Annotated in this window: 16 protein-coding genes; 12 read left to right on the top strand and 4 right to left on the bottom strand. The window is 69.9% G+C overall.

Features of this window, described 5'->3' with window-relative positions; genetic code table 11:
* Window positions 1-64: 64 nt before the first annotated feature.
* The gene (locus ACSUPV_RS25940; protein ID WP_031114214.1) at window positions 65-853 is read left to right on the top strand and encodes a phosphatase; all 789 of its coding nucleotides are present in this window, start codon (window positions 65-67) and stop codon (window positions 851-853) included.
* On the opposite strand, the gene ACSUPV_RS25935 is transcribed toward ACSUPV_RS25940, so the two are convergent.
* From ACSUPV_RS25935 to ACSUPV_RS25925, 3 genes are all read right to left on the bottom strand, one after another.
* The gene (locus ACSUPV_RS25935) at window positions 846-1733 is read right to left on the bottom strand and encodes an acyl-CoA thioesterase (protein ID WP_382609519.1); all 888 of its coding nucleotides are present in this window, start codon (window positions 1731-1733) and stop codon (window positions 846-848) included. The two genes, ACSUPV_RS25940 and ACSUPV_RS25935, sit on opposite strands and share 8 nt — an antisense overlap.
* A 35-nt stretch (window positions 1734-1768) precedes the next feature.
* Window positions 1769-2926 carry an acyl-CoA dehydrogenase family protein gene (locus ACSUPV_RS25930; RefSeq protein WP_031114216.1) on the bottom strand — a complete coding sequence of 386 codons (1158 nt, stop codon included), beginning with the start codon at window positions 2924-2926 and terminating at the stop codon, window positions 1769-1771.
* 219 nt (window positions 2927-3145) lie between these two features.
* Complete coding sequence (locus ACSUPV_RS25925) at window positions 3146-3754, bottom strand: SACE_7040 family transcriptional regulator (RefSeq protein WP_031114224.1); 609 nt, start codon at window positions 3752-3754, stop codon at window positions 3146-3148.
* 86 nt (window positions 3755-3840) lie between these two features.
* On the opposite strand from ACSUPV_RS25925, the gene ACSUPV_RS25920 reads away from it, so the two are divergent.
* From ACSUPV_RS25920 to ACSUPV_RS25905, 4 genes are read left to right on the top strand one after another with little or no spacing between them, the layout of a single operon-like run.
* Window positions 3841-5457, top strand: coding sequence for a carboxyl transferase domain-containing protein (locus ACSUPV_RS25920; RefSeq protein ID WP_359790031.1), 1617 nt, complete (start codon window positions 3841-3843; stop codon window positions 5455-5457).
* Between the two features lie 14 nt (window positions 5458-5471).
* Window positions 5472-7388, top strand: a complete 1917-nt coding sequence (locus ACSUPV_RS25915) for an acetyl/propionyl/methylcrotonyl-CoA carboxylase subunit alpha (protein WP_436948647.1) — start codon at window positions 5472-5474, stop codon at window positions 7386-7388.
* Window positions 7385-8335 (top strand): hydroxymethylglutaryl-CoA lyase, encoded by a 951-nt coding sequence (locus tag ACSUPV_RS25910; protein ID WP_031114229.1) that lies wholly within the window; start codon window positions 7385-7387, stop codon window positions 8333-8335. The genes ACSUPV_RS25915 and ACSUPV_RS25910 overlap by 4 nt, the downstream gene beginning before the upstream one ends.
* A gap of 5 nt (window positions 8336-8340) precedes the next feature.
* On the top strand, window positions 8341-9501 hold the full coding sequence (locus tag ACSUPV_RS25905; protein ID WP_436948646.1) for an acyl-CoA dehydrogenase family protein: 1161 nt from the start codon (window positions 8341-8343) through the stop codon (window positions 9499-9501).
* A gap of 210 nt (window positions 9502-9711) precedes the next feature.
* Here ACSUPV_RS25905 and ACSUPV_RS25900 read toward each other — a convergent pair whose 3' ends face one another.
* On the bottom strand, window positions 9712-9933 hold the full coding sequence (locus tag ACSUPV_RS25900; protein ID WP_359790036.1) for a hypothetical protein: 222 nt from the start codon (window positions 9931-9933) through the stop codon (window positions 9712-9714).
* A 276-nt stretch (window positions 9934-10209) separates the two neighbouring features.
* Between ACSUPV_RS25900 and ACSUPV_RS25895 the strand changes: the two genes are divergently transcribed.
* The 7 genes from ACSUPV_RS25895 to ACSUPV_RS25865 all read left to right on the top strand — a co-directional run bounded on the left by ACSUPV_RS25895 (window position 10210) and on the right by ACSUPV_RS25865 (window position 18655).
* A complete protein-coding gene (locus ACSUPV_RS25895; RefSeq protein WP_382609540.1) occupies window positions 10210-11214 on the top strand; it encodes a hypothetical protein in 1005 nt (334 codons plus the stop codon).
* 251 nt (window positions 11215-11465) lie between these two features.
* Window positions 11466-12509, top strand: a complete 1044-nt coding sequence (locus ACSUPV_RS25890; protein ID WP_031114233.1) for an ABC transporter substrate-binding protein — start codon at window positions 11466-11468, stop codon at window positions 12507-12509.
* A gap of 136 nt (window positions 12510-12645) precedes the next feature.
* Window positions 12646-13500 carry a siderophore-interacting protein gene (locus ACSUPV_RS25885; protein ID WP_436948645.1) on the top strand — a complete coding sequence of 285 codons (855 nt, stop codon included), beginning with the start codon at window positions 12646-12648 and terminating at the stop codon, window positions 13498-13500.
* A gap of 155 nt (window positions 13501-13655) precedes the next feature.
* Window positions 13656-15098 (top strand): lysine decarboxylase DesA, encoded by a 1443-nt coding sequence (desA, locus tag ACSUPV_RS25880; protein WP_031114236.1) that lies wholly within the window; start codon window positions 13656-13658, stop codon window positions 15096-15098.
* Window positions 15082-16359, top strand: a complete 1278-nt coding sequence (locus ACSUPV_RS25875; RefSeq protein ID WP_037769924.1) for a lysine N(6)-hydroxylase/L-ornithine N(5)-oxygenase family protein — start codon at window positions 15082-15084, stop codon at window positions 16357-16359. The genes desA and ACSUPV_RS25875 overlap by 17 nt, the downstream gene beginning before the upstream one ends.
* On the top strand, window positions 16356-16886 hold the full coding sequence (locus ACSUPV_RS25870; protein ID WP_031114239.1) for a GNAT family N-acetyltransferase: 531 nt from the start codon (window positions 16356-16358) through the stop codon (window positions 16884-16886). The genes ACSUPV_RS25875 and ACSUPV_RS25870 overlap by 4 nt, the downstream gene beginning before the upstream one ends.
* Window positions 16883-18655, top strand: a complete 1773-nt coding sequence (locus tag ACSUPV_RS25865) for an IucA/IucC family protein (RefSeq protein WP_436948644.1) — start codon at window positions 16883-16885, stop codon at window positions 18653-18655. Before ACSUPV_RS25870 ends, ACSUPV_RS25865 begins: the two co-directional genes overlap by 4 nt.
* Window positions 18656-18664: the final 9 nt, after the last annotated feature.

Below are 18664 nucleotides of genomic sequence, written 5' to 3'. Positions count from 1 at the left end.
GACGCACGTCCCAGCGTGCGATACGCCAGGGTTGGCCGTGGGAGGCTGCCTCACAATGGGTGCCATGCCGATACCCGGGACACCCAGCCGCGCCGAACTCGTCGAGCACCTCGTCAGGACGCGCATCGCGGGCGACGTCGCCACCCCGCGCGAGAACAACCTCTCCCACTACCGCAAGCTCGCGAACGGCGACCGCCACTACTGGCTCGGCCTGGAACTCGGCGACCGCTGGAGCGACGAGCAGGACGTCCTCGCGGTGATGGCGGAGCGGGTCGGCGTGAACGACGACCCCGAGCACCGGTACGGCCAGGACACCATCGACCCGGAGCTGACCGTGGCCGGGCTGGAGCGGATGGCCGGGCGGCTGCGCAAGGCGGCGGACGGGCAGCAGCGGGTCCTGTTCGCCACCGGCCACCCCGGCGGCCTGCTCGACGTGCACCGCGCGACCGCGGCGGCCCTGCGCGCGGCCGGCTGCGAGATCGTCGTCATCCCGGACGGCCTGACGACGGAGGAGGGCTACGTCATGCAGTTCGCGGACGTGGCCGTCCTGGAGCACGGCGCCACCCTCTGGCACACCCACTCGGGCGAGCCCATGAAGGCGATCCTGACGGGCCTGGAGCGCGAGGGCCGCCCGCTGCCCGACCTGGTCGTCGCCGACCACGGCTGGGCCGGCTACGCGGGACAGCACGGCCTGGACTCCATGGGTTACGCCGACTGCAACGACCCGGCCCTCTTCATCGCCGAGGCGGAGGGCACCGTGCAGGTGACGGTGCCCCTGGACGACCACGTGGTCAGCCCCCGCCACTACGACCCGATGACGGCGTACCTGCTGGCGGAGGCGGGGCTCAGCTAGGTCCCGAGCCCGGCTCGCGGGGGACGCGGACCACGCCCTCCTGGATGACCGTGATGGCCAGCCGCCCGTCCTGCGTATAGATCCGGGCCTGGCCCAGTCCCCGGCCGCCGTACGCGGACGGGGACTCCTGGTCGTACAGCAGCCACTCGTCCGCGCGGAACGGCCGGTGGAACCACATCGCGTGGTCCAGCGAGGCCCCGACGACGTCCCCGACGGCCCAGCCGCCCCGGCCGTGCGCGAGCAGCACGGAGTCGAGCAGTGTCATGTCGGAGACGTACGTGGCGAGGACGACGTGCAGCAGCGGGTCGTCGGCGAGCTTGCCGTTGGTGCGGAACCACACCTGCGAGTGCGGCTCGCGGGGTTCGCCGAACTTCCCGTACGGCGGCTCGTCGACGTACCGCAGGTCGACGGCGGCACGCGCCTCCAGGAACTTCTCCACCACCACCGGGTCGAGGTGCCCGTACCCGCGCAGCCGTTCCTCACCGGTGGGCAGCGTCGCGGGATCGGGCGAGGCGGGCATCGGCTCCTGGTGGTCCAGCCCGTCCTCGTACACCTGGAACGACGCCGACAGATGGAAGATCGGCTTGCCGTGCTGGACGGCGACCACCCGGCGGGTGGTGAAGGAGCGGCCGTCGCGGATCCGGTCGACGGTGTAGACGATGGGCGCGCCCGGGTCGCCGGGGCGCAGGAAGTACGCGTGGAGCGAGTGCGCGGGCCGGTCCTCGGGGACCGTCCGCCCGGCGGCGACCAGCGCCTGCGCCGCGACCTGCCCGCCGAAGACCCGGGGGACGACGGCGGACCGGGACCGGCCGCGGAATATGTCCTCCTCGATCTGCTCCAGGTCGAGCAGATCGAGGAGGTCCTGAAGTGCCTGGCTCATGAGAACTGTTGTACCGGCCAATGACTACGGCCGGCTTACAGCCCCATGTCCTTCGCGATGATCGACTTCATGATCTCGCTGGTGCCGCCGTAGATGCGGTTGACGCGGTTGTCCGCGTACAGGCGGGCGATCGGGTACTCGTTCATGTAGCCGTAGCCGCCGTGCAGCTGGAGGCAGCGGTCGATGACGCGGTGGGCGACCTCGGTGCAGAACAGCTTCGCGGAGGCGGCCTCGGCAGGGGTGAGCTCACCGGCGTCGAGGGCCTCGGTCGCGCGGTCCGCGACGGCCTCGGCGGCGTCCACCTCGGCCTGGCAGGCGGCCAGCTCGAACTTGGTGTTCTGGAAGTGCGCGACCGGCTTGCCGAAGACGGTGCGCTCCTGCACGTACTGCTTGGCGAACCGGACGGCGGCCTTGGCCTGGGCGTAGGCGCCGAAGGCGATGCCCCAGCGCTCGGAGGCGAGGTTGTGGCCGAGGTAGGAGAAGCCCTTGTTCTCCTCGCCGAGGAGGTCCTCGACGGGCACCTTGACGTCGACGAACGCCAGCTCGGCGGTGTCGGAGGTCTTCAGGCCGAGCTTGTCGAGCTTGCGACCGACGGAGTAGCCCTCGGACTTGGTGTCGACGGCGAAGAGGGAGATGCCGTGGCGGCGGTCCTCGGCGGTCGGGGCGGAGGTGCGGGCGCAGACGATCACACGGTCGGCGTGCACGCCACCCGTGATGAAGGTCTTGGCGCCGTTCAGGACGTAGTGCGTGCCGTCCTCGCTCAGCTTGGCGGTGGACTTCATGCCCGCGAGGTCGGAACCGGTGCCCGGCTCCGTCATCGCGATGGCCCACATCTCCTCGCCGGTGACGAACTTCGGCAGGTACCGCTTCTTCTGCTCGTCCGTCGCCAGCATCTTGATGTAGGGCAGGGCGAGCAGCACGTGCACGCCGGAGCCGCCGAACTGGACACCGGCACGAGCGGTCTCCTCGTACAGCACGGCCTCGAACTTGTGCGTCTCCAGGCCGGCACCGCCGAACTCCTCCGGGACGTTGATCCCGAAGATCCCCAGCTCACCGAGCTTGTAGTAGAAGTCGCGGGGCGCCTGGCCCGCCGCGAACCACTCGTCGTAAACCGGGACGACCTCGGCCTCGATGAAGGCGCGGATGGTCTCCCGGAACGCCTCGTGATCCTCGTTGAACACCGTACGGCGCACGCCGCCACCTCCACGGACCTCAGCTGTCTAAGCGCTTGCTCACCCTAAGGTACCGGCGAGTATCAACGACCGTCCAGGGTGGTGGCGGGGTAACGCTCGTCACTCGCGCCCTCTGTCAGCTGGGGAGCGTGGCCCGGGGTGGGCCCTGGAGGCCCACTCCAAGCGGGAGCCGCGAGCGGGAAGAGATGCGTGGGGGCGGCGGGGCGAGGAAAACCCGGCTCAGTCCGCCACAGACGAACCCGCCGCCGCAAACGCCCCCCGGGCCATCCGATGCAACAACTCCGCCGTGGCCGCCCGCCCGGGCAACACCCCACCCCTACCCAGGTGCGGCGTCGAGTTCAGCAACCCGAACACCGAGTGCACAGCGGACCGAGCCGCAGGCTCCCCCAGCCCGGGATACACCTCCCGCACCACCGCCACCCACAGCTCCACATACTGCCGCTGCAGCTGCCGCACCATCTTCCGGTCGCTGTCCCGGAGGCGATCCAGCTCCCGGTCGTGCAGGGTGATCAGAGGCCGGTCGTCCAGCGCGAAGTCGATATGCCCCTCGATCAGCGAGTCGAGGACCACCTCAGCCCCCGCACCCCCGTCCGCCTCCGCAACCCTCCGCTTCGCCCCGGTCAGCAACTGCCCGCTGATCCCCACCAGCAACTCCGCGAGCATCGCGTCCTTGCCCGCGAAGTGCCGGTACAGCCCGGGCCCGCTGATCCCGACCGCGGCGCCTATCTCGTCGACTCCGACCCCGTGGAAGCCCCGCTCGGCGAACAGCCGCGCGGCCTCCTTGAGGATCTGCTCACGGCGGGTGGGGGCGTCGGTTCTGGTGGCCATGAAATCAATTCTAGACAGGGAGGTTAGCGCTCGTTAACCTGAAGGAAATGCGTTAACGCTCATTAACAAGGTGAGGGGACCGCAGGATGCACGAGGCACCGGAGCTCACGAGCGCGGCAGACCCCGCGTCGGAGGCCTTTCGGGCCAACGAGGAGGCGCACCGCGCCCTCGTGGAGGAGCTGCGCAGCAAGCTGGCCGCGGCCGCACAGGGCGGCGGCGAGAAGGCCCGCGCCCGCCACACGGCCCGCGGCAAGCTGCTCCCCCGCGACCGCGTCGACACCCTCCTCGACCCGGGCTCGCCCTTCCTGGAGCTGGCCCCGCTCGCGGCCGACGGGATGTACGAGGGCCAGGCCCCGGCCGCCGGTGTCATCGCCGGCATCGGCCGGGTCAGCGGCCGCGAGGCGGTGGTCATCGCCAACGACGCCACGGTCAAGGGCGGCACGTACTACCCGATGACGGTCAAGAAGCACCTCCGTGCCCAGGAGGTCGCCCTCGACAACCGCCTCCCCTGTGTCTACCTGGTGGACTCCGGCGGCGCGTTCCTCCCCATGCAGGACGAGGTCTTCCCGGACCGCGACCACTTCGGCCGGATCTTCTACAACCAGGCCCGCATGTCCGGCGCCGGCATCCCCCAGATCGCCGCGGTCCTCGGCTCGTGCACGGCCGGCGGGGCGTACGTCCCGGCGATGAGCGACGAGGCGGTGATCGTCCGCAACCAGGGCACGATCTTCCTCGGCGGCCCGCCCCTGGTGAAGGCGGCCACCGGCGAGGTCGTCACAGCGGAGGAGCTCGGCGGCGGCGAGGTCCACTCCCGCGTCTCGGGCGTCACCGACCACCTCGCGGAGAACGACGCGCACGCCCTGCGCATCGTCCGCACGATCGTCTCCACGCTCCCCGCCCGGGGCCCCCTCCCCTGGGAGGTCACCGCGCCCGTCGAGCCCAAGGTCGACCCGCAGGGCCTCTACGGCGCGGTCCCCGTCGACTCCCGCACCCCGTACGACGTGCGCGAGATCATCGCCCGCGTCGTCGACGGCTCCCGCTTCGCCGAGTTCAAGTCCGAGTTCGGCCAGACCCTGGTCACGGGCTTCGCCCGGATCCACGGCCACCCGGTGGGCATCGTCGCCAACAACGGCATCCTGTTCTCCGAGTCCGCCCAGAAGGGCGCCCACTTCATCGAGCTGTGCGACCAGCGCGGCATCCCGCTGGTCTTCCTGCAGAACATCTCGGGCTTCATGGTCGGCAAGGACTACGAGGCGGGCGGCATCGCCAAGCACGGCGCCAAGATGGTCACGGCCGTGGCGTGCACGCGCGTACCGAAGCTGACGGTCGTGGTGGGCGGCTCGTACGGTGCGGGCAACTACTCCATGTGCGGCAGGGCGTACTCCCCCCGCTTCCTGTGGATGTGGCCGAACGCCAAGATCTCGGTCATGGGCGGCGAGCAGGCCGCCTCGGTCCTCGCGACCGTCAAGCGGGACCAGCTGGAGGCCCGCGGCGAGTCCTGGCCGGCGGAGGACGAGGAGGCCTTCAAGGCCCCGGTCCGTGCGCAGTACGAGCGCCAGGGGAACGCCTACTACGCGACGGCCCGCCTCTGGGACGACGGGGTGATCGACCCGCTGGACACCCGCCAGGTCCTGGGCCTGGCCCTGACCGCGTGCGCCAACGCGCCCCTGGGTGACCCCCAGTTCGGCGTCTTCCGGATGTGAGGGGACGGACGACGATGTTCGAGACAGTGCTGGTGGCCAACCGTGGCGAGATCGCCGTACGCGTCATCCGGACGCTGCGGTCGATGGGCGTGCGCTCGGTGGCCGTCTTCTCCGACGCGGACGCCGACGCCCGGCACGTCCGCGAGGCGGACACGGCGGTGCGGATCGGCCCGGCCCCGGCGTCCGAGAGCTACCTGTCGGTGGAGCGCCTGCTGGAGGCCGCGGCCCGCACGGGCGCGCAGGCCGTCCACCCGGGCTACGGCTTCCTCGCCGAGAACGCCGCCTTCGCGCGCGCCTGCGCCGACGCAGGCCTGGTCTTCATCGGTCCGCCGGCGGACGCGATCGCGCTGATGGGCGACAAGATCCGCGCCAAGGAGACGGTCCGGGACGCGGGCGTGCCGGTCGTCCCCGGGGGCCGCGACCCGGACCTGGCGGAGGCGGCCCGCGAGCTGGGCGCGCCGGTGCTGCTGAAGCCCAGCGCGGGCGGCGGCGGCAAGGGCATGCGCCTGGTGCGGGACCTGACCCGCCTGGAGGACGAGATCGCCTCCGCCCGCCGCGAGGCCCGCGCCTCCTTCGGCGACGACACGCTCCTCGTCGAGCGCTGGATCGACCGCCCCCGCCACATCGAGATCCAGGTCCTGGCCGACGGCCACGGCAACGTGGTCCACCTGGGCGAGCGCGAGTGCTCCCTCCAGCGCCGCCACCAGAAGATCATCGAGGAGGCGCCGAGCGTGCTCCTCGACGAGGAGACGCGTGCGGCGATGGGCGAGGCGGCGGTCCAGGCGGCCCGCTCCTGCGGCTACCGGGGCGCGGGCACGGTGGAGTTCATCGTCCCGGGCACGGACCCGTCGTCGTACTACTTCATGGAGATGAACACCCGCCTCCAGGTGGAGCACCCGGTGACCGAGCTGATCACGGGCCTGGACCTGGTCGAGTGGCAGCTGCGGGTCGCGGCCGGGGAGCCCCTCGGCTTCGCGCAGGAGGACGTACATCTGACCGGGCACGCCGTGGAGGCCCGGATCTGCGCCGAGGACCCGGCCCGCGGCTTCCTCCCCTCCGGCGGCCGGGTCCTGAGGCTGCGCGAGCCCCAGGGCGACGGCATCCGCACCGACTCGGGCCTCACGGAGGGCACGGAGGTCGGCAGCCTCTACGACCCGATGCTCTCCAAGGTCATCGCGTACGGCCCCGACCGCGCGACCGCCCTGCGCAAGCTCCGGGCGGCCCTGGCGGAGACGGTCACGCTCGGCGTGCAGACGAACGCCGGTTTCCTGCGCCGCCTGCTCGCCCACCCGGCAGTGGTCTCCGGCGACATGGACACCGGCCTCGTGGAGCGGGAGGTGGAAGGGCTGGTCCCCACGGAGGTCCCCGCGGAGGTCTACGAGGCGGCGGCGGCCGTACGCCTGGAGGCCCTGAAGCCCGAGCCGGGCGGCTGGACGGACCCGTTCTCGGTGCCGAGCGGCTGGCGCCTGGGCGGCGAGCCGAAGCCACCGGCCTTCCACCTGCGGGTGCAGGACCCGCTGGAGTACACCCCGCGCGGCACGGCCACGGTCACCGAAGACCGGGTCGCGGTGAGCCTGGACGGCGTCCGGCACACCTTCCACCGCGCCGCCGACTGGCTCGGGCGCGACGGCGACGCCTGGCACGTGCGCGACCACGACCCGGTCGCGGCGTCGCTGACCCGGGCGGCGCACGCGGGCGCCGACTCCCTCACCGCCCCGATGCCCGGCACGGTGACGGTCGTCAAGGTGGCCGTCGGCGACGAGGTGAGCGCCGGTCAGAGCCTGCTCGTCGTGGAGGCGATGAAGATGGAGCACGTCATCTCCGCGCCGCACGCGGGCAAGGTCACCGAGCTGGACGTCTCGCCCGGCAGCACGGTCGCCATGGACGAGGTCCTGGCGGTCATCGCACCCCACGAGGAGGCGGCGGAATGACAGCCCCAGGACTCCCGATGGCCGTCCCGGCCGGGGACCTCCCCACCCGGGTCCGCATCCACGAGGTGGGAGCGCGCGACGGCCTGCAGAACGAGAAGGCGACGGTCCCGACGGAGGTCAAGGCGGAGTTCATCCGCCGCCTGGCCGACGCGGGCCTGACGACGATCGAGGCGACGAGCTTCGTCCACCCCAAGTGGGTCCCCCAACTGGCCGATGCCGAGCAGCTGTTCCCTCAGGTCGCCGACCTCCCGGTGGCCCTCCCGGTCCTCGTCCCGAACGAGAGGGGCCTGGATCGCGCCCTGGCCCTGGGAGCGAGCAGGGTCGCGGTCTTCGCCAGCGCCACGGAGTCCTTCGCCAAGGCCAACCTCAACCGCACGGTGGACGAGGCCCTGGCGATGTTCGAGCCGGTGGTGACCCGGGCGAAGGCGGACGACGTCCACGTCCGCGGCTACCTCTCCATGTGCTTCGGCGACCCGTGGGAGGGCCCGGTCCCGATCCCGCAGGTGGTGCGGGTCTGCCGGGCCCTGACGGACATGGGCTGCGACGAACTGAGCCTCGGCGACACGATCGGCGTGGCGACCCCGGGCCATGTGGTCGCGCTCCTCGCGGCCCTCGACGAGGCGGGCATCCCGCCGTCCGCCCTCGGCGTCCACTTCCACGACACCTACGGCCAGGCCCTGGCCAACACCCTCGCGGCCCTCCAGCAGGGCGTGACCACCGTCGACGCCTCGGCGGGCGGCCTGGGCGGCTGCCCGTACGCCAAGTCGGCGACCGGCAACCTCGCCACCGAAGACCTCGTGTGGATGCTGCGGGGCCTCGGCATCGACACCGGCATCGACCTCGGCCGCCTCGTCGCCACGAGCACGTGGATGGCCGCCCGCCTGGGCCGACCCAGCCCGTCCCGCACCGTCCGAGCCCTGTCCCACGAGGACACCGAGGAGCACTGATCACGATGGATTACCGTCTCTCCCCCGAGCTGGAGGAACTCCGCCGCACGGTCGAGGAGTTCGCGCACGAGGTGGTGGCGCCGAAGATCGGCGACTTCTACGAGCGGCATGAATTCCCGTACGAGATCGTCCGGGAGATGGGTCGCATGGGCCTGTTCGGCCTGCCGTTCCCCGAGGAGTACGGCGGCATGGGCGGTGACTACCTGGCCCTCGGCGTGGCCCTGGAGGAGCTGGCGCGGGTCGACTCCTCGGTGGCCATCACCCTCGAAGCCGGCGTCTCGCTCGGCGCGATGCCGATCCACCGCTACGGCACCGAGGCCCAGAAGCGGGAGTGGCTCCCCCGCCTCTGCTCGGGCGAACTGCTGGGCGCGTTCGGTCTGACGGAGCCGGACGGCGGCAGCGACGCGGGCGCGACGCGTACGACGGCCCGGCTGGACGCGTCGACGAACGAGTGGGTCATCAACGGCACGAAGTGCTTCATCACCAACTCGGGCACGGACATCACGGGCCTGGTCACGGTCACGGCGGTCACGGGCCGCAGCCCGGACGGCAAGCCGCAGATCTCCTCGATCATCGTCCCGTCCGGCACCCCGGGCTTCACGATCGCGGCGCCGTACTCGAAGGTCGGCTGGAACGCCTCGGACACCCGCGAGCTGTCCTTCTCGGACGTCCGCGTCCCGGCGGCGAACCTCCTGGGCGAGGAGGGCCGCGGCTACGCCCAGTTCCTGCGCATCCTCGACGAGGGCCGCATCGCGATCGCGGCCCTGGCGACGGGCCTCGCCCAGGGCTGCGTCGACGAATCGGTCAAGTACGCCAAGGAACGCCACGCCTTCGGCAAGCCGATCGCCGCCAACCAGGCCATCCAGTTCAAGATCGCCGACATGGAGATGAAGGCCCACACGGCCCGCCTGGCCTGGCGCGACGCGGCGGCCCGCCTGGTCGCCGGCGAACCCTTCAAGAAGGAGGCGGCCCTCGCCAAGCTGCACTCCTCCACCATCGCGGTCGACAACGCCCGCGAGGCAACCCAGATCCACGGCGGCTACGGCTTCATGAACGAGTACCCGGTCGCCCGCATGTGGCGCGACTCCAAGATCCTGGAGATCGGCGAGGGCACGAGCGAGGTCCAGCGGATGCTCATCGCACGGGAGTTGGGGCTCGAGGGCTGATCTCGACCGCTGGGCACAAGGAGATGTAACGGAGTCCTTCGAATCGGGTGGCCTCGCAGTCAGCGCCTCGCCGTCCGCCCGCTGTCCCGGCCTCATCCAGGTACAGCGGGCGCCGGCCGAAAGTTCCATGCCCATGTTGCTCGGGCAGACAATGCCAAAGCACGCCAGGCCCGCATTCGGCGAAAAGGCCTGTATCAACTGCCGATATGTCTAGTCGGCACAGTCGTCCACTTTACGATCATCACGAGGTGACGGCTGCCGCTCGCGCGCGGCCGTCCATGCCCCGTAGAGCCCCGCAAGGGCGGCAGCGATGCCGGCGATGGAGCCTGCCGGAACGCCGAGAAGCGTGAGTACAACACCAGCAGCCAGAATCGACAAGAAGACGATCATGTCCACGCGTTCGACACGCGAACGCTGACGGTCGTTACTCATGGTGTCCCTCCGGTGTGAGTGATCGGCCCGCCGGCTGTTCCACAACCACACCGACGAGGCCCACACCGTTCATATCCGCACGCTGTCAGCGGCGGAACCTGTGCATTCCTCCCTGTTGGAAAGCGCAGGTCAGAATTGTTGCTTGGTTCTCGAAGCCATGGGTAGCCTCAGGTCATGTCAGGGCAGGGGGGTCCCGGCAGGGACGAGAGCGAGGCGCCGGCTCGGCGGCGGGGGCGGCCGAGGAACGACCTGGACGTGACAGCGCATGATGCGCACATGCGTGAGTTCGCTCGGGAGCTGCGAGAACTTGTGGGGAGCTCCTACGGAACTTCAGGAGCGCATCTCGGCAAAGCGGAGATGTCCAGAATCTGCAACGGACACAGGCTTGTGGGGCTTGACACCCTGCACAGGATATTGAGGTTCAAGGGTGCCGATCCCAAGAAGGTCGAGTACTGGGAACTGAGATGGGTCCTGGCCTATCGGCATCTCGAGGCTTCTGGCGGCAAGGCGCTGGCCAAGAGGCCTGGCGAAGCACAGGCAGTCCAGGAAATCGCCGCGCGGAATGCGGACCGTCTGCGGATCCTCGCCGAGGAGGTGCAGGCCAAACAGGACCTGGCGCGGAGCCGCGCTTTGCGCGACACCGAGAAACTCTTCAAGGAGATCGACAAGTCACTACCCAACTCAAGGCGCAAGTTCGGCTACGGACCGGCGGCCTGCTGGGTTGACCTCACCGACTATCTCGACCGCCTGATACCGCTCTTCACCGCTCGCAAGTCCGACGAGGAGCGCGGCACACAATGCCTGACAGAGATCCTCCCCGGCCTGGCCGAGCTGACGGAGATCACGGGCGTGGCGGAGTGGCGGGAACTGGCCGACCAGATTGCCACCGCCTACGAGGAGGCACATCATGACGGCTGGGAGGTCGCACCCTCGTCGGGTCTTGAGCTCACCACACCTCTCGTCTACGTGGACAGGTACTCCCATTTCCGCATGCAGGCGGGCCAGAGAGCCGCGCAGCTGGCCAGGCAGAGCGCCTTCCTGAGGAAGGAGCCGAAGCTTGCCCTGCCCGCGCCCTTGGATCTCGACCGTTACGACCCACCCCGCAGTCACTACCGACACGCCGCACCGGTCAGCGCAGCCTGCGCCGGCGCACTGCCTCTCGCGCTCTGGACCACGGGTGCACCGGCACCCTGGCTGGCGGTCGGGGCGTACTCCCTCGTGGTCTTCCTGAGCATGTGGCTGGTCTGCCTGGCGCATGGGGCCGATGCACGCCCCGACTGAGGCCCAGAGGCCGTCGCCCGGTCCCGGACCGTGACCCGTCGTCGTAACTTGCGGGCGGGGCCGCCGAGAAGCTCCCTTACGCCGTGATCCGGATCACTACCCCGTCGGGCATCCCCGCCCTCTCCCCCGGGCACGGATACGAGGGCCCCCCTGGACAAGATCTGAGGTTAGGCTAACCTAAGCCTGATTCCAGCCAAGTGGCCAACAGCCGCGCCCGCAGTGGCTCCGTACGTACGAAAGCAGACCCACCCATGTCGAACGCCAGAACCGCCCGCTTCTCCCGCCGCGGCCTCCTCGCTGCCGGTGGCGCACTCGGACTCGGCGCCTTCGTGACCGCGTGCGGCACCGAGGACTCCAAGGACGGCGGCTCGGAATCGACGGCGTCCGCCAAGTCCGGCCCCTGGTCCTTCAAGGACGACCGCGGCAAGACCGTCAAGCTCGACAAGGTGCCCGCGAACATCGTCGCGTTCACCGGTGTCGCCGCCGCCCTCCACGACTACGGCGTCTCCGTCAAGGGCGTCTTCGGCCCCACCAAGACGCAGGCCGGCAAGCCCGACGTCCAGGCCGGCGACATGGACATCAGCAAGGTGACCATCCTCGGCAACACCTGGGACCAGTTCAGCGTCGAGAAGTACGCCGCCCTCGCCCCCGACGTGCTGATCAGCACCATGTTCGACTCGGCCGGCACCCTCTGGTACGTCCCCGAGGCCTCCAAGGACAAGATCGCCAAGCTCGCCCCGAGTGTCGGCATCTCCGTCTACGACCGCCAGCTCACCGCCCCGCTGCAGCGCATGTGGGAGCTGGCCGAGTCCCTCGGCGGCGACATGAAGGCCGCGAAGGCCACCGACGCCAAGAAGCGCTTCGAGGAGGCCTCCGAGCGCCTCCGCAAGGCCGCCAAGGCCCACCCCGACATCAAGGTGATGGCCGGTTCCGCGAGCCAGGAGCTCTTCTACGTCTCCGGCACCAACTTCTCCGTCGACCTGGAGTACTTCAAGGCCCTCGGCGTGAACTTCGTCGAGCCGCCGGAGAAGGCCAAGGCCAAGACCGGCGGCTGGTTCGAGAGCCTGAGCTGGGAGAACGTCGACAAGTACCCGGCGGACATCATCATGATGGACGACCGTTCCTCGACGATCCAGCCGGCGGACATCACCGAGGCGACCTGGAAGAAGCTGCCCGCGGTCAAGGCCGGGCAGGTCATCGCGCGCTCGCCCGAGCCGATCCTGTCGTACGACAAGTGCGTGCCACTGGTGGAGAACCTGGCGAAGGCCATCGAGACCGCGAAGAAGGTCAGCTAGGCGTTGAGCGCCCCGAGGGCTGAGCGGGGATCGCGCGTGCGGGCCGTGTGTGGCTGCGCGCGTTCCCCGCGCCCCTTGAGGTGCGCCCCCCTTGAGGCCGCGCCCCCACCGCCTGACGACAACTCAGGAGCCTTATATGACCACCGCCGTAGCCGCCCCGTTCCGTTTCTTCTCCCTCCAGGTCGTGCGGACGAGGCGGCTCGGGCCGTCTCTGGTCCGGGTCACCTTCGGCGGGCCCGACCTGCACGCCTTCCACTCCGACGGGCGGGACCAGTCCCTGTCCCTGTTCCTGCCGCACCCGGGGCAGCCCGAGCCGGTCGTCCCGCTCGAACTGGGCGACGGCTGGTGGCAGGGCTGGCGGGAACTCCCGGACGACGTACGGGCCGTGATGCGCTCGTACACGCTGCGCGCCCTGCGCCGCGACCCGGACGAGATCGACATCGACTTCGCCCTGCACGGCATCGAGCCGGGCGCCGCCGTCCAGGCCGGGCCCGCCTCCCGCTGGGCGGCCCGGGCCGCCGCCGGTGACCGGGTCCTGCTGCTCGGTCCGGCCGTCGCCGACAACCGGGCGATCCGTTTCCGCCCGCCGGAGGACGCCGACCTGGTGGTCGTCTGGGGCGACGAGACCGCCGTCCCGGCCGCCTCTGCCATCGTCGAGTCCCTGCCGGCCGGCACCCGCGCCCGGGTCTGGCTGGAGGTGCCGCACGCCGGGGACATCCAGGACCTGGTGACCGAGGCGGACGCCGAGATCACCTGGCTCGTGCGGGAGGAGCAGGGCGACGAGAACTCCCCCATGGCCCTCGACGCCCTCCGTGACGCAGAACTCCCGCCCGCCGAACACCCGTACGTCTGGATCGCCGGCGAGTCCGGCTGCGTGAAGGAACTGCGCCGGCACTTCGTGCGCGAGCGCGGGATCGACCGGCGGCGGGTCACGTTCGTCGGCTACTGGCGCCGCGGCGTGAGCGAGGAGCAGTTGCGGGCCGAGGGATAGCCGCACAACCGAACCGACCGACGTGATCCGAGTGACCACGGTCACGGCAGGGCCCGGCCCTCGATCGATCAACTTAGGTTAGGCTTACCTAAGTTAGATCGGGGCTCTGCCCGCCCCTGTCCCGCACCGGACTGTCCCCACCGGAGGACCCCCACATGCGCTCGCACCTGCTCAACGACACCACCGCGGAGCAGTACCGCCGCTCCGTGACCGACGGAGTCGAGCGGGTGGCCGCCAAACTCGCCGCCACCGAAAGGCCGTTCACCGGCGTCACCGTCGACGCCCTCGCTCCCCGCATCGACGAGATCGACCTCGACCAGCCGCTGCACGACACCACCGCGGTGCTCGACGAACTGGAGGAGGTCTACCTCCGGGACGCGATCTACTTCCACCACCCCCGCTACCTGGCCCACCTCAACTGCCCGGTCGTCATCCCGGCCGTGCTCGGCGAGGCCGTCCTGTCCGCCGTGAACTCCTCCCTGGACACCTGGGACCAGTCCGCCGGCGGCACGCTCATCGAGCGGAAACTGATCGACTGGACGACGGCCCGCATCGGCCTCGGCGAGAACGCCGACGGCGTGTTCACCTCCGGCGGCACCCAGTCCAACCTCCAGGCGCTGCTGCTCGCCCGCGAGGAGGCCAAGACCGACACGCTCGCCAAACTGCGCATCTTCGCCTCCGAGGTCAGCCACTTCAGCGTGAAGAAGTCCGCGAAACTCCTCGGGCTCGGCCAGGACGCCGTGGTCTCCATACCCGTCGACCACGACAAGCGCATGCAGACCGTCGCCCTCGCCCGCGAGCTGGAGCGCTGCGCCGAGGACGGCCTCGTCCCCATGGCCGTCGTCGCCACCGCCGGGACCACCGACTTCGGCTCGATCGACCCGCTGCCCGAGATCGCCGAGCTGTGCGAGCAGTTCACCACCTGGATGCACGTCGACGCCGCCTACGGCTGCGGCCTCCTCGCCTCTCTCAAGCACCGCGACCTCATCAACGGCATCGAGCGCGCCGACTCCGTCACCGTCGACTACCACAAGTCCTTCTTCCAGCCGGTCAGTTCCTCGGCCGTGCTGGTCCGGGACGCCGCGACGCTGCGCCACGCCACCTACCACGCGGAGTACCTGAACCCGCGCCGCATGGTGCAGGAACGTATCCCCAACCAGGTGGACAAGTCCCTGCAGACCACCCGCCGCTTCGACGCGCTCAAGCTGTGGATGACGCTGCGCACCATGGGCGCCGACGGCATCGGGCAGCTCTTCGACGAGGTGTGCGCGCTGGCCCGGGAGGGCTGGAAGCTGCTCGCCGCCGACCCGCGCTTCGACGTGGTGGTCGAGCCGAGCCTGTCCACTCTGGTCTTCCGCTACATCCCGGCGAACGTCACCGACCCCGCCGAGATCGACCGCGCCAACCTCTACGCCCGCAAGGCCCTGTTCGCCTCCGGTGACGCCATCGTCGCGGGCACCAAGGTGGGCGGCCGCCACTACCTGAAGTTCACCCTGCTCAACCCCGAGACGCAGGCGTCCGACATCGCCGCCGTCCTCGACCTGATCGCCGGCCACGCCGAGCAGTACCTGGGAGAATCCCTTGACCGCGCGTCCTGACAACCCGACCAGAACCCATGACTTCGTGGGCATCGGGCTCGGCCCCTTCAACCTCGGCCTGGCCTGCCTGACCGAGCCCATCGCCGAACTCGACGGCGTCTTCCTGGAGTCGAAGCCCGACTTCGAGTGGCACGCGGGGATGTTCCTCGACGGCGCCCACCTGCAGACGCCGTTCATGTCGGACCTGGTCACCCTCGCCGACCCGACGTCCCCGTACTCCTTCCTGAACTACCTGAAGGAGAAGGGCCGGCTGTACTCGTTCTACATCCGGGAGAACTTCTACCCGCTGCGGGTCGAGTACGACGACTACTGCCGCTGGGCCGCGAACAAGCTGAGCAGCATCCGCTTCAACACGACGGTGGCGGAGGTGACCTACGAGGACGACGTCTACGTCGTGCGGACCACGGCCGGCGACACCTACCGCGCCCGCCACCTGGTCCTCGGCACCGGCACCCCGCCCCACATCCCCGAGGCCTGCCAGGACCTGGGCGGCGACTTCATCCACAACTCCCGCTACCTCCAGCACAAGGCGGAGCTGCAGAAGAAGGACTCCATCACGCTGGTCGGCTCGGGCCAGTCGGCCGCCGAGATCTACTACGACCTGCTCGGCGAGATCGACGTCCACGGCTACAAGCTGAACTGGGTCACCCGCTCCCCGCGCTTCTTCCCGCTGGAGTACACCAAGCTCACGCTGGAGATGACGTCCCCGGAGTACGTCGACTACTTCCGCGAGCTGCCCGAGGCCACCCGCTACCGCCTCACGGCCGAGCAGAAGGGCCTGTTCAAGGGCATCGACGGCGACCTGATCAACGAGATCTTCGACCTGCTCTACCAGAAGAACCTCGGCGGCCCGGTCCCGACGCGGCTGCTCACCAACTCCTCGCTGAACGCGGCGCGGTACGAGAACGGCACGTACACCCTGTCCTTCCGCCAGGAGGAGCAGGAGAAGGACTTCGAGCTCACCTCCGAGGGCCTGATCCTGGCCACGGGCTACCGCTACGCCGAGCCGGAGTTCCTCAAGCCGGTCCGCGACCGCCTGCGCTACGACTCCCACGGCAACTTCGACGTGGCCCGCAACTACGCCATCGACGTCACCGGCCGCGGCGTCTTCCTGCAGAACGCCGGGGTCCACACGCACAGCATCACCAGCCCCGACCTGGGCATGGGCCCGTACCGGAACGCGTACATCATCCGCGAGCTGCTCGGCACCGAGTACTACCCGGTGGAGAAGACGATCGCGTTCCAGGAGTTCTCGGTATGACCTTCACGTTCCGCCCCCTCGACCCGCTGAAGGACGCCGAGCTCCTGCACGCCTGGGTCACCCACCCCAAGGCCGCCTTCTGGATGATGCAGGACGCGAAACTGGAGGACGTCGAGCGCGCCTACATGGAGATCGCGGCCGACGAGCACCACCACGCCGAGCTCGGCCTCCAGGACGGTGTCCCCGCCTTCCTGATGGAGAAGTACGACCCGGCCCACCGCGAGCTGGTGGGCCTGTACGAGCCGCAGCCGGGCGACATCGGCATGCACTTCCTCACCCCGCCGACCGACACGCCCGTGCGCGGCTTCACCCGGTCCGTCATCACCGCCGTGATGGAGCACCTCTTCGAGGACCCGGCGGTGCGGCGCGTCGTCGTCGAGCCCGACGTGGACAACAAGGCCGTGCACGCCCTGAACGAGGCCGTCGGGTTCGTACCCGAGCGCGAGATCCAGAAGCCGGAGAAGCGCGCGCTGCTCAGCTTCTGCACGCGCGCACAGTTCCTGGCCGCCCGAGGAGTAGCCGTATGACCCTGTCCGACGCCGTAGCGCATCTGTCCCCCCACCGCTGGGCACGGGCCAACCGCCTCCTGATCCGCAAGGCGCTCGCCGAGTTCGCGCACGAGCGCCTCATCACGCCGGAGGCCACCGGCGAGGGCACGTACGTCGTCCGCAGCGACGACGGTCTGACCCGGTACACCTTCGCCGCGACGGTCCGGGCCCTCGACCACTGGCAGGTCGACGCCGAGTCGATCACCCGCCACCGGGACGGCACCGAAGCCCCCCTCGCCGCCCTGGACTTCTTCATCGAGCTGCAGAAGTCCCTGGGCCTGAGCGACAGCATCCTGCCCGTCTACCTGGAGGAGATCTCCTCCACGCTCTCCGGCACCTGCTACAAGCTCACCAAGCCGAAGACCACGGCGGCCGAGCTGGCCCGCGCCGACTTCCAGACCATCGAGACCTCGATGACCGAGGGCCACCCCTGCTTCGTGGCCAACAACGGGCGGCTCGGCTTCGGCATCCACGAGTACCTGTCGTACGCCCCCGAGACGGCGAGCCCGGTCCGCCTGGTCTGGCTGGCGGCACACCGCTCTCGGGCCGCGTTCACGGCCGGCGTCGGCATCGAGTACGAGTCCTTCCTGCGCGAGGAACTGGGCGCGGAGACCGTCGAGCGCTTCCACGCCGTCCTGCGCGACCAGGACCTCGACCCCGCCGACTACCTGTTCATCCCGGTCCACCCCTGGCAGTGGTGGAACAAGCTCTCCGTCACCTTCGCCGCCGAGGTCGCCCGCAAGCACCTGGTGTGCCTGGGCGAGGGCGACGACGAGTACCTGGCGCAGCAGTCCATCCGGACGTTCTTCAACCGGACCAGCCCGGAGAAGCACTACGTCAAAACCGCCCTGTCCGTCATCAACATGGGCTTCATGCGCGGTCTCTCGGCCGCCTACATGGAGGCCACCCCGGCGATCAACGACTGGCTGGCCCAGCTCATCGAGGGCGACCCGGTGCTGAAGTCCACGGGCCTGTCGATCATCCGCGAGCGCGCGGCCGTCGGCTACCGGCACCTGGAGTACGAGCGGGCGACCGACCGCTACTCGCCGTACCGCAAGATGCTCGCCGCGCTGTGGCGGGAGAGCCCGGTGCCGTCCCTCCAGGAGGGCGAGCAGCCGGCCACCATGGCCTCGCTGATCCACGTCGACGAGCAGGGGGCGTCCGTCGCGGGCGCGCTGATCGAGCGGTCGGGCCTCGCCCCGAAGGAGTGGCTGCGCCGCTACCTCCAGGCGTACTTCACTCCCCTCCTGCACAGCTTCTACGCCTACGACCTGGTCTTCATGCCGCACGGCGAGAACGTCATCCTCGTGCTGAAGGACGGAGTCGTGCAGCGGGCGATCTACAAGGACATCGCCGAGGAGATCGCGGTCATGGACCCGGACGCGGTGCTGCCGCCGACGGTCGAGCGGCTGCGCGTGGAGGTCCCGGAGGACAAGAAACTCCTGTCGATCTTCACGGACGTCTTCGACTGCTTCTTCCGCTTCCTCGCGGCGAACCTCGCCACCGAGGGAATCCTGGAGGAGGACGACTTCTGGCGCACGGTCGCGGAGGTCACCCGCGCCTACCAGGAGTCGATGCCGGAACTCGCCGACAAGTTCAAGCAGTACGACATGTTCGCCCCCGAGTTCGCCCTGTCCTGCCTGAACCGCCTCCAGCTCCGCAACAACGAGCAGATGGTGGACCTGTCGGACCCGTCGGGCGCCCTCCAGCTGGTGGGCAACCTGAAGAATCCCATCGCGGGCTTCTGACCCGGAAGC

The organism is Streptomyces sp. SudanB52_2052 (assembly GCF_964272415.1).
GTDB lineage: Bacteria > Actinomycetota > Actinomycetes > Streptomycetales > Streptomycetaceae > Streptomyces > Streptomyces olindensis.
The sequence above is the reverse complement of the archived record's forward strand: the minus strand, read 5'-3'. Positions and strand labels throughout refer to the sequence as shown.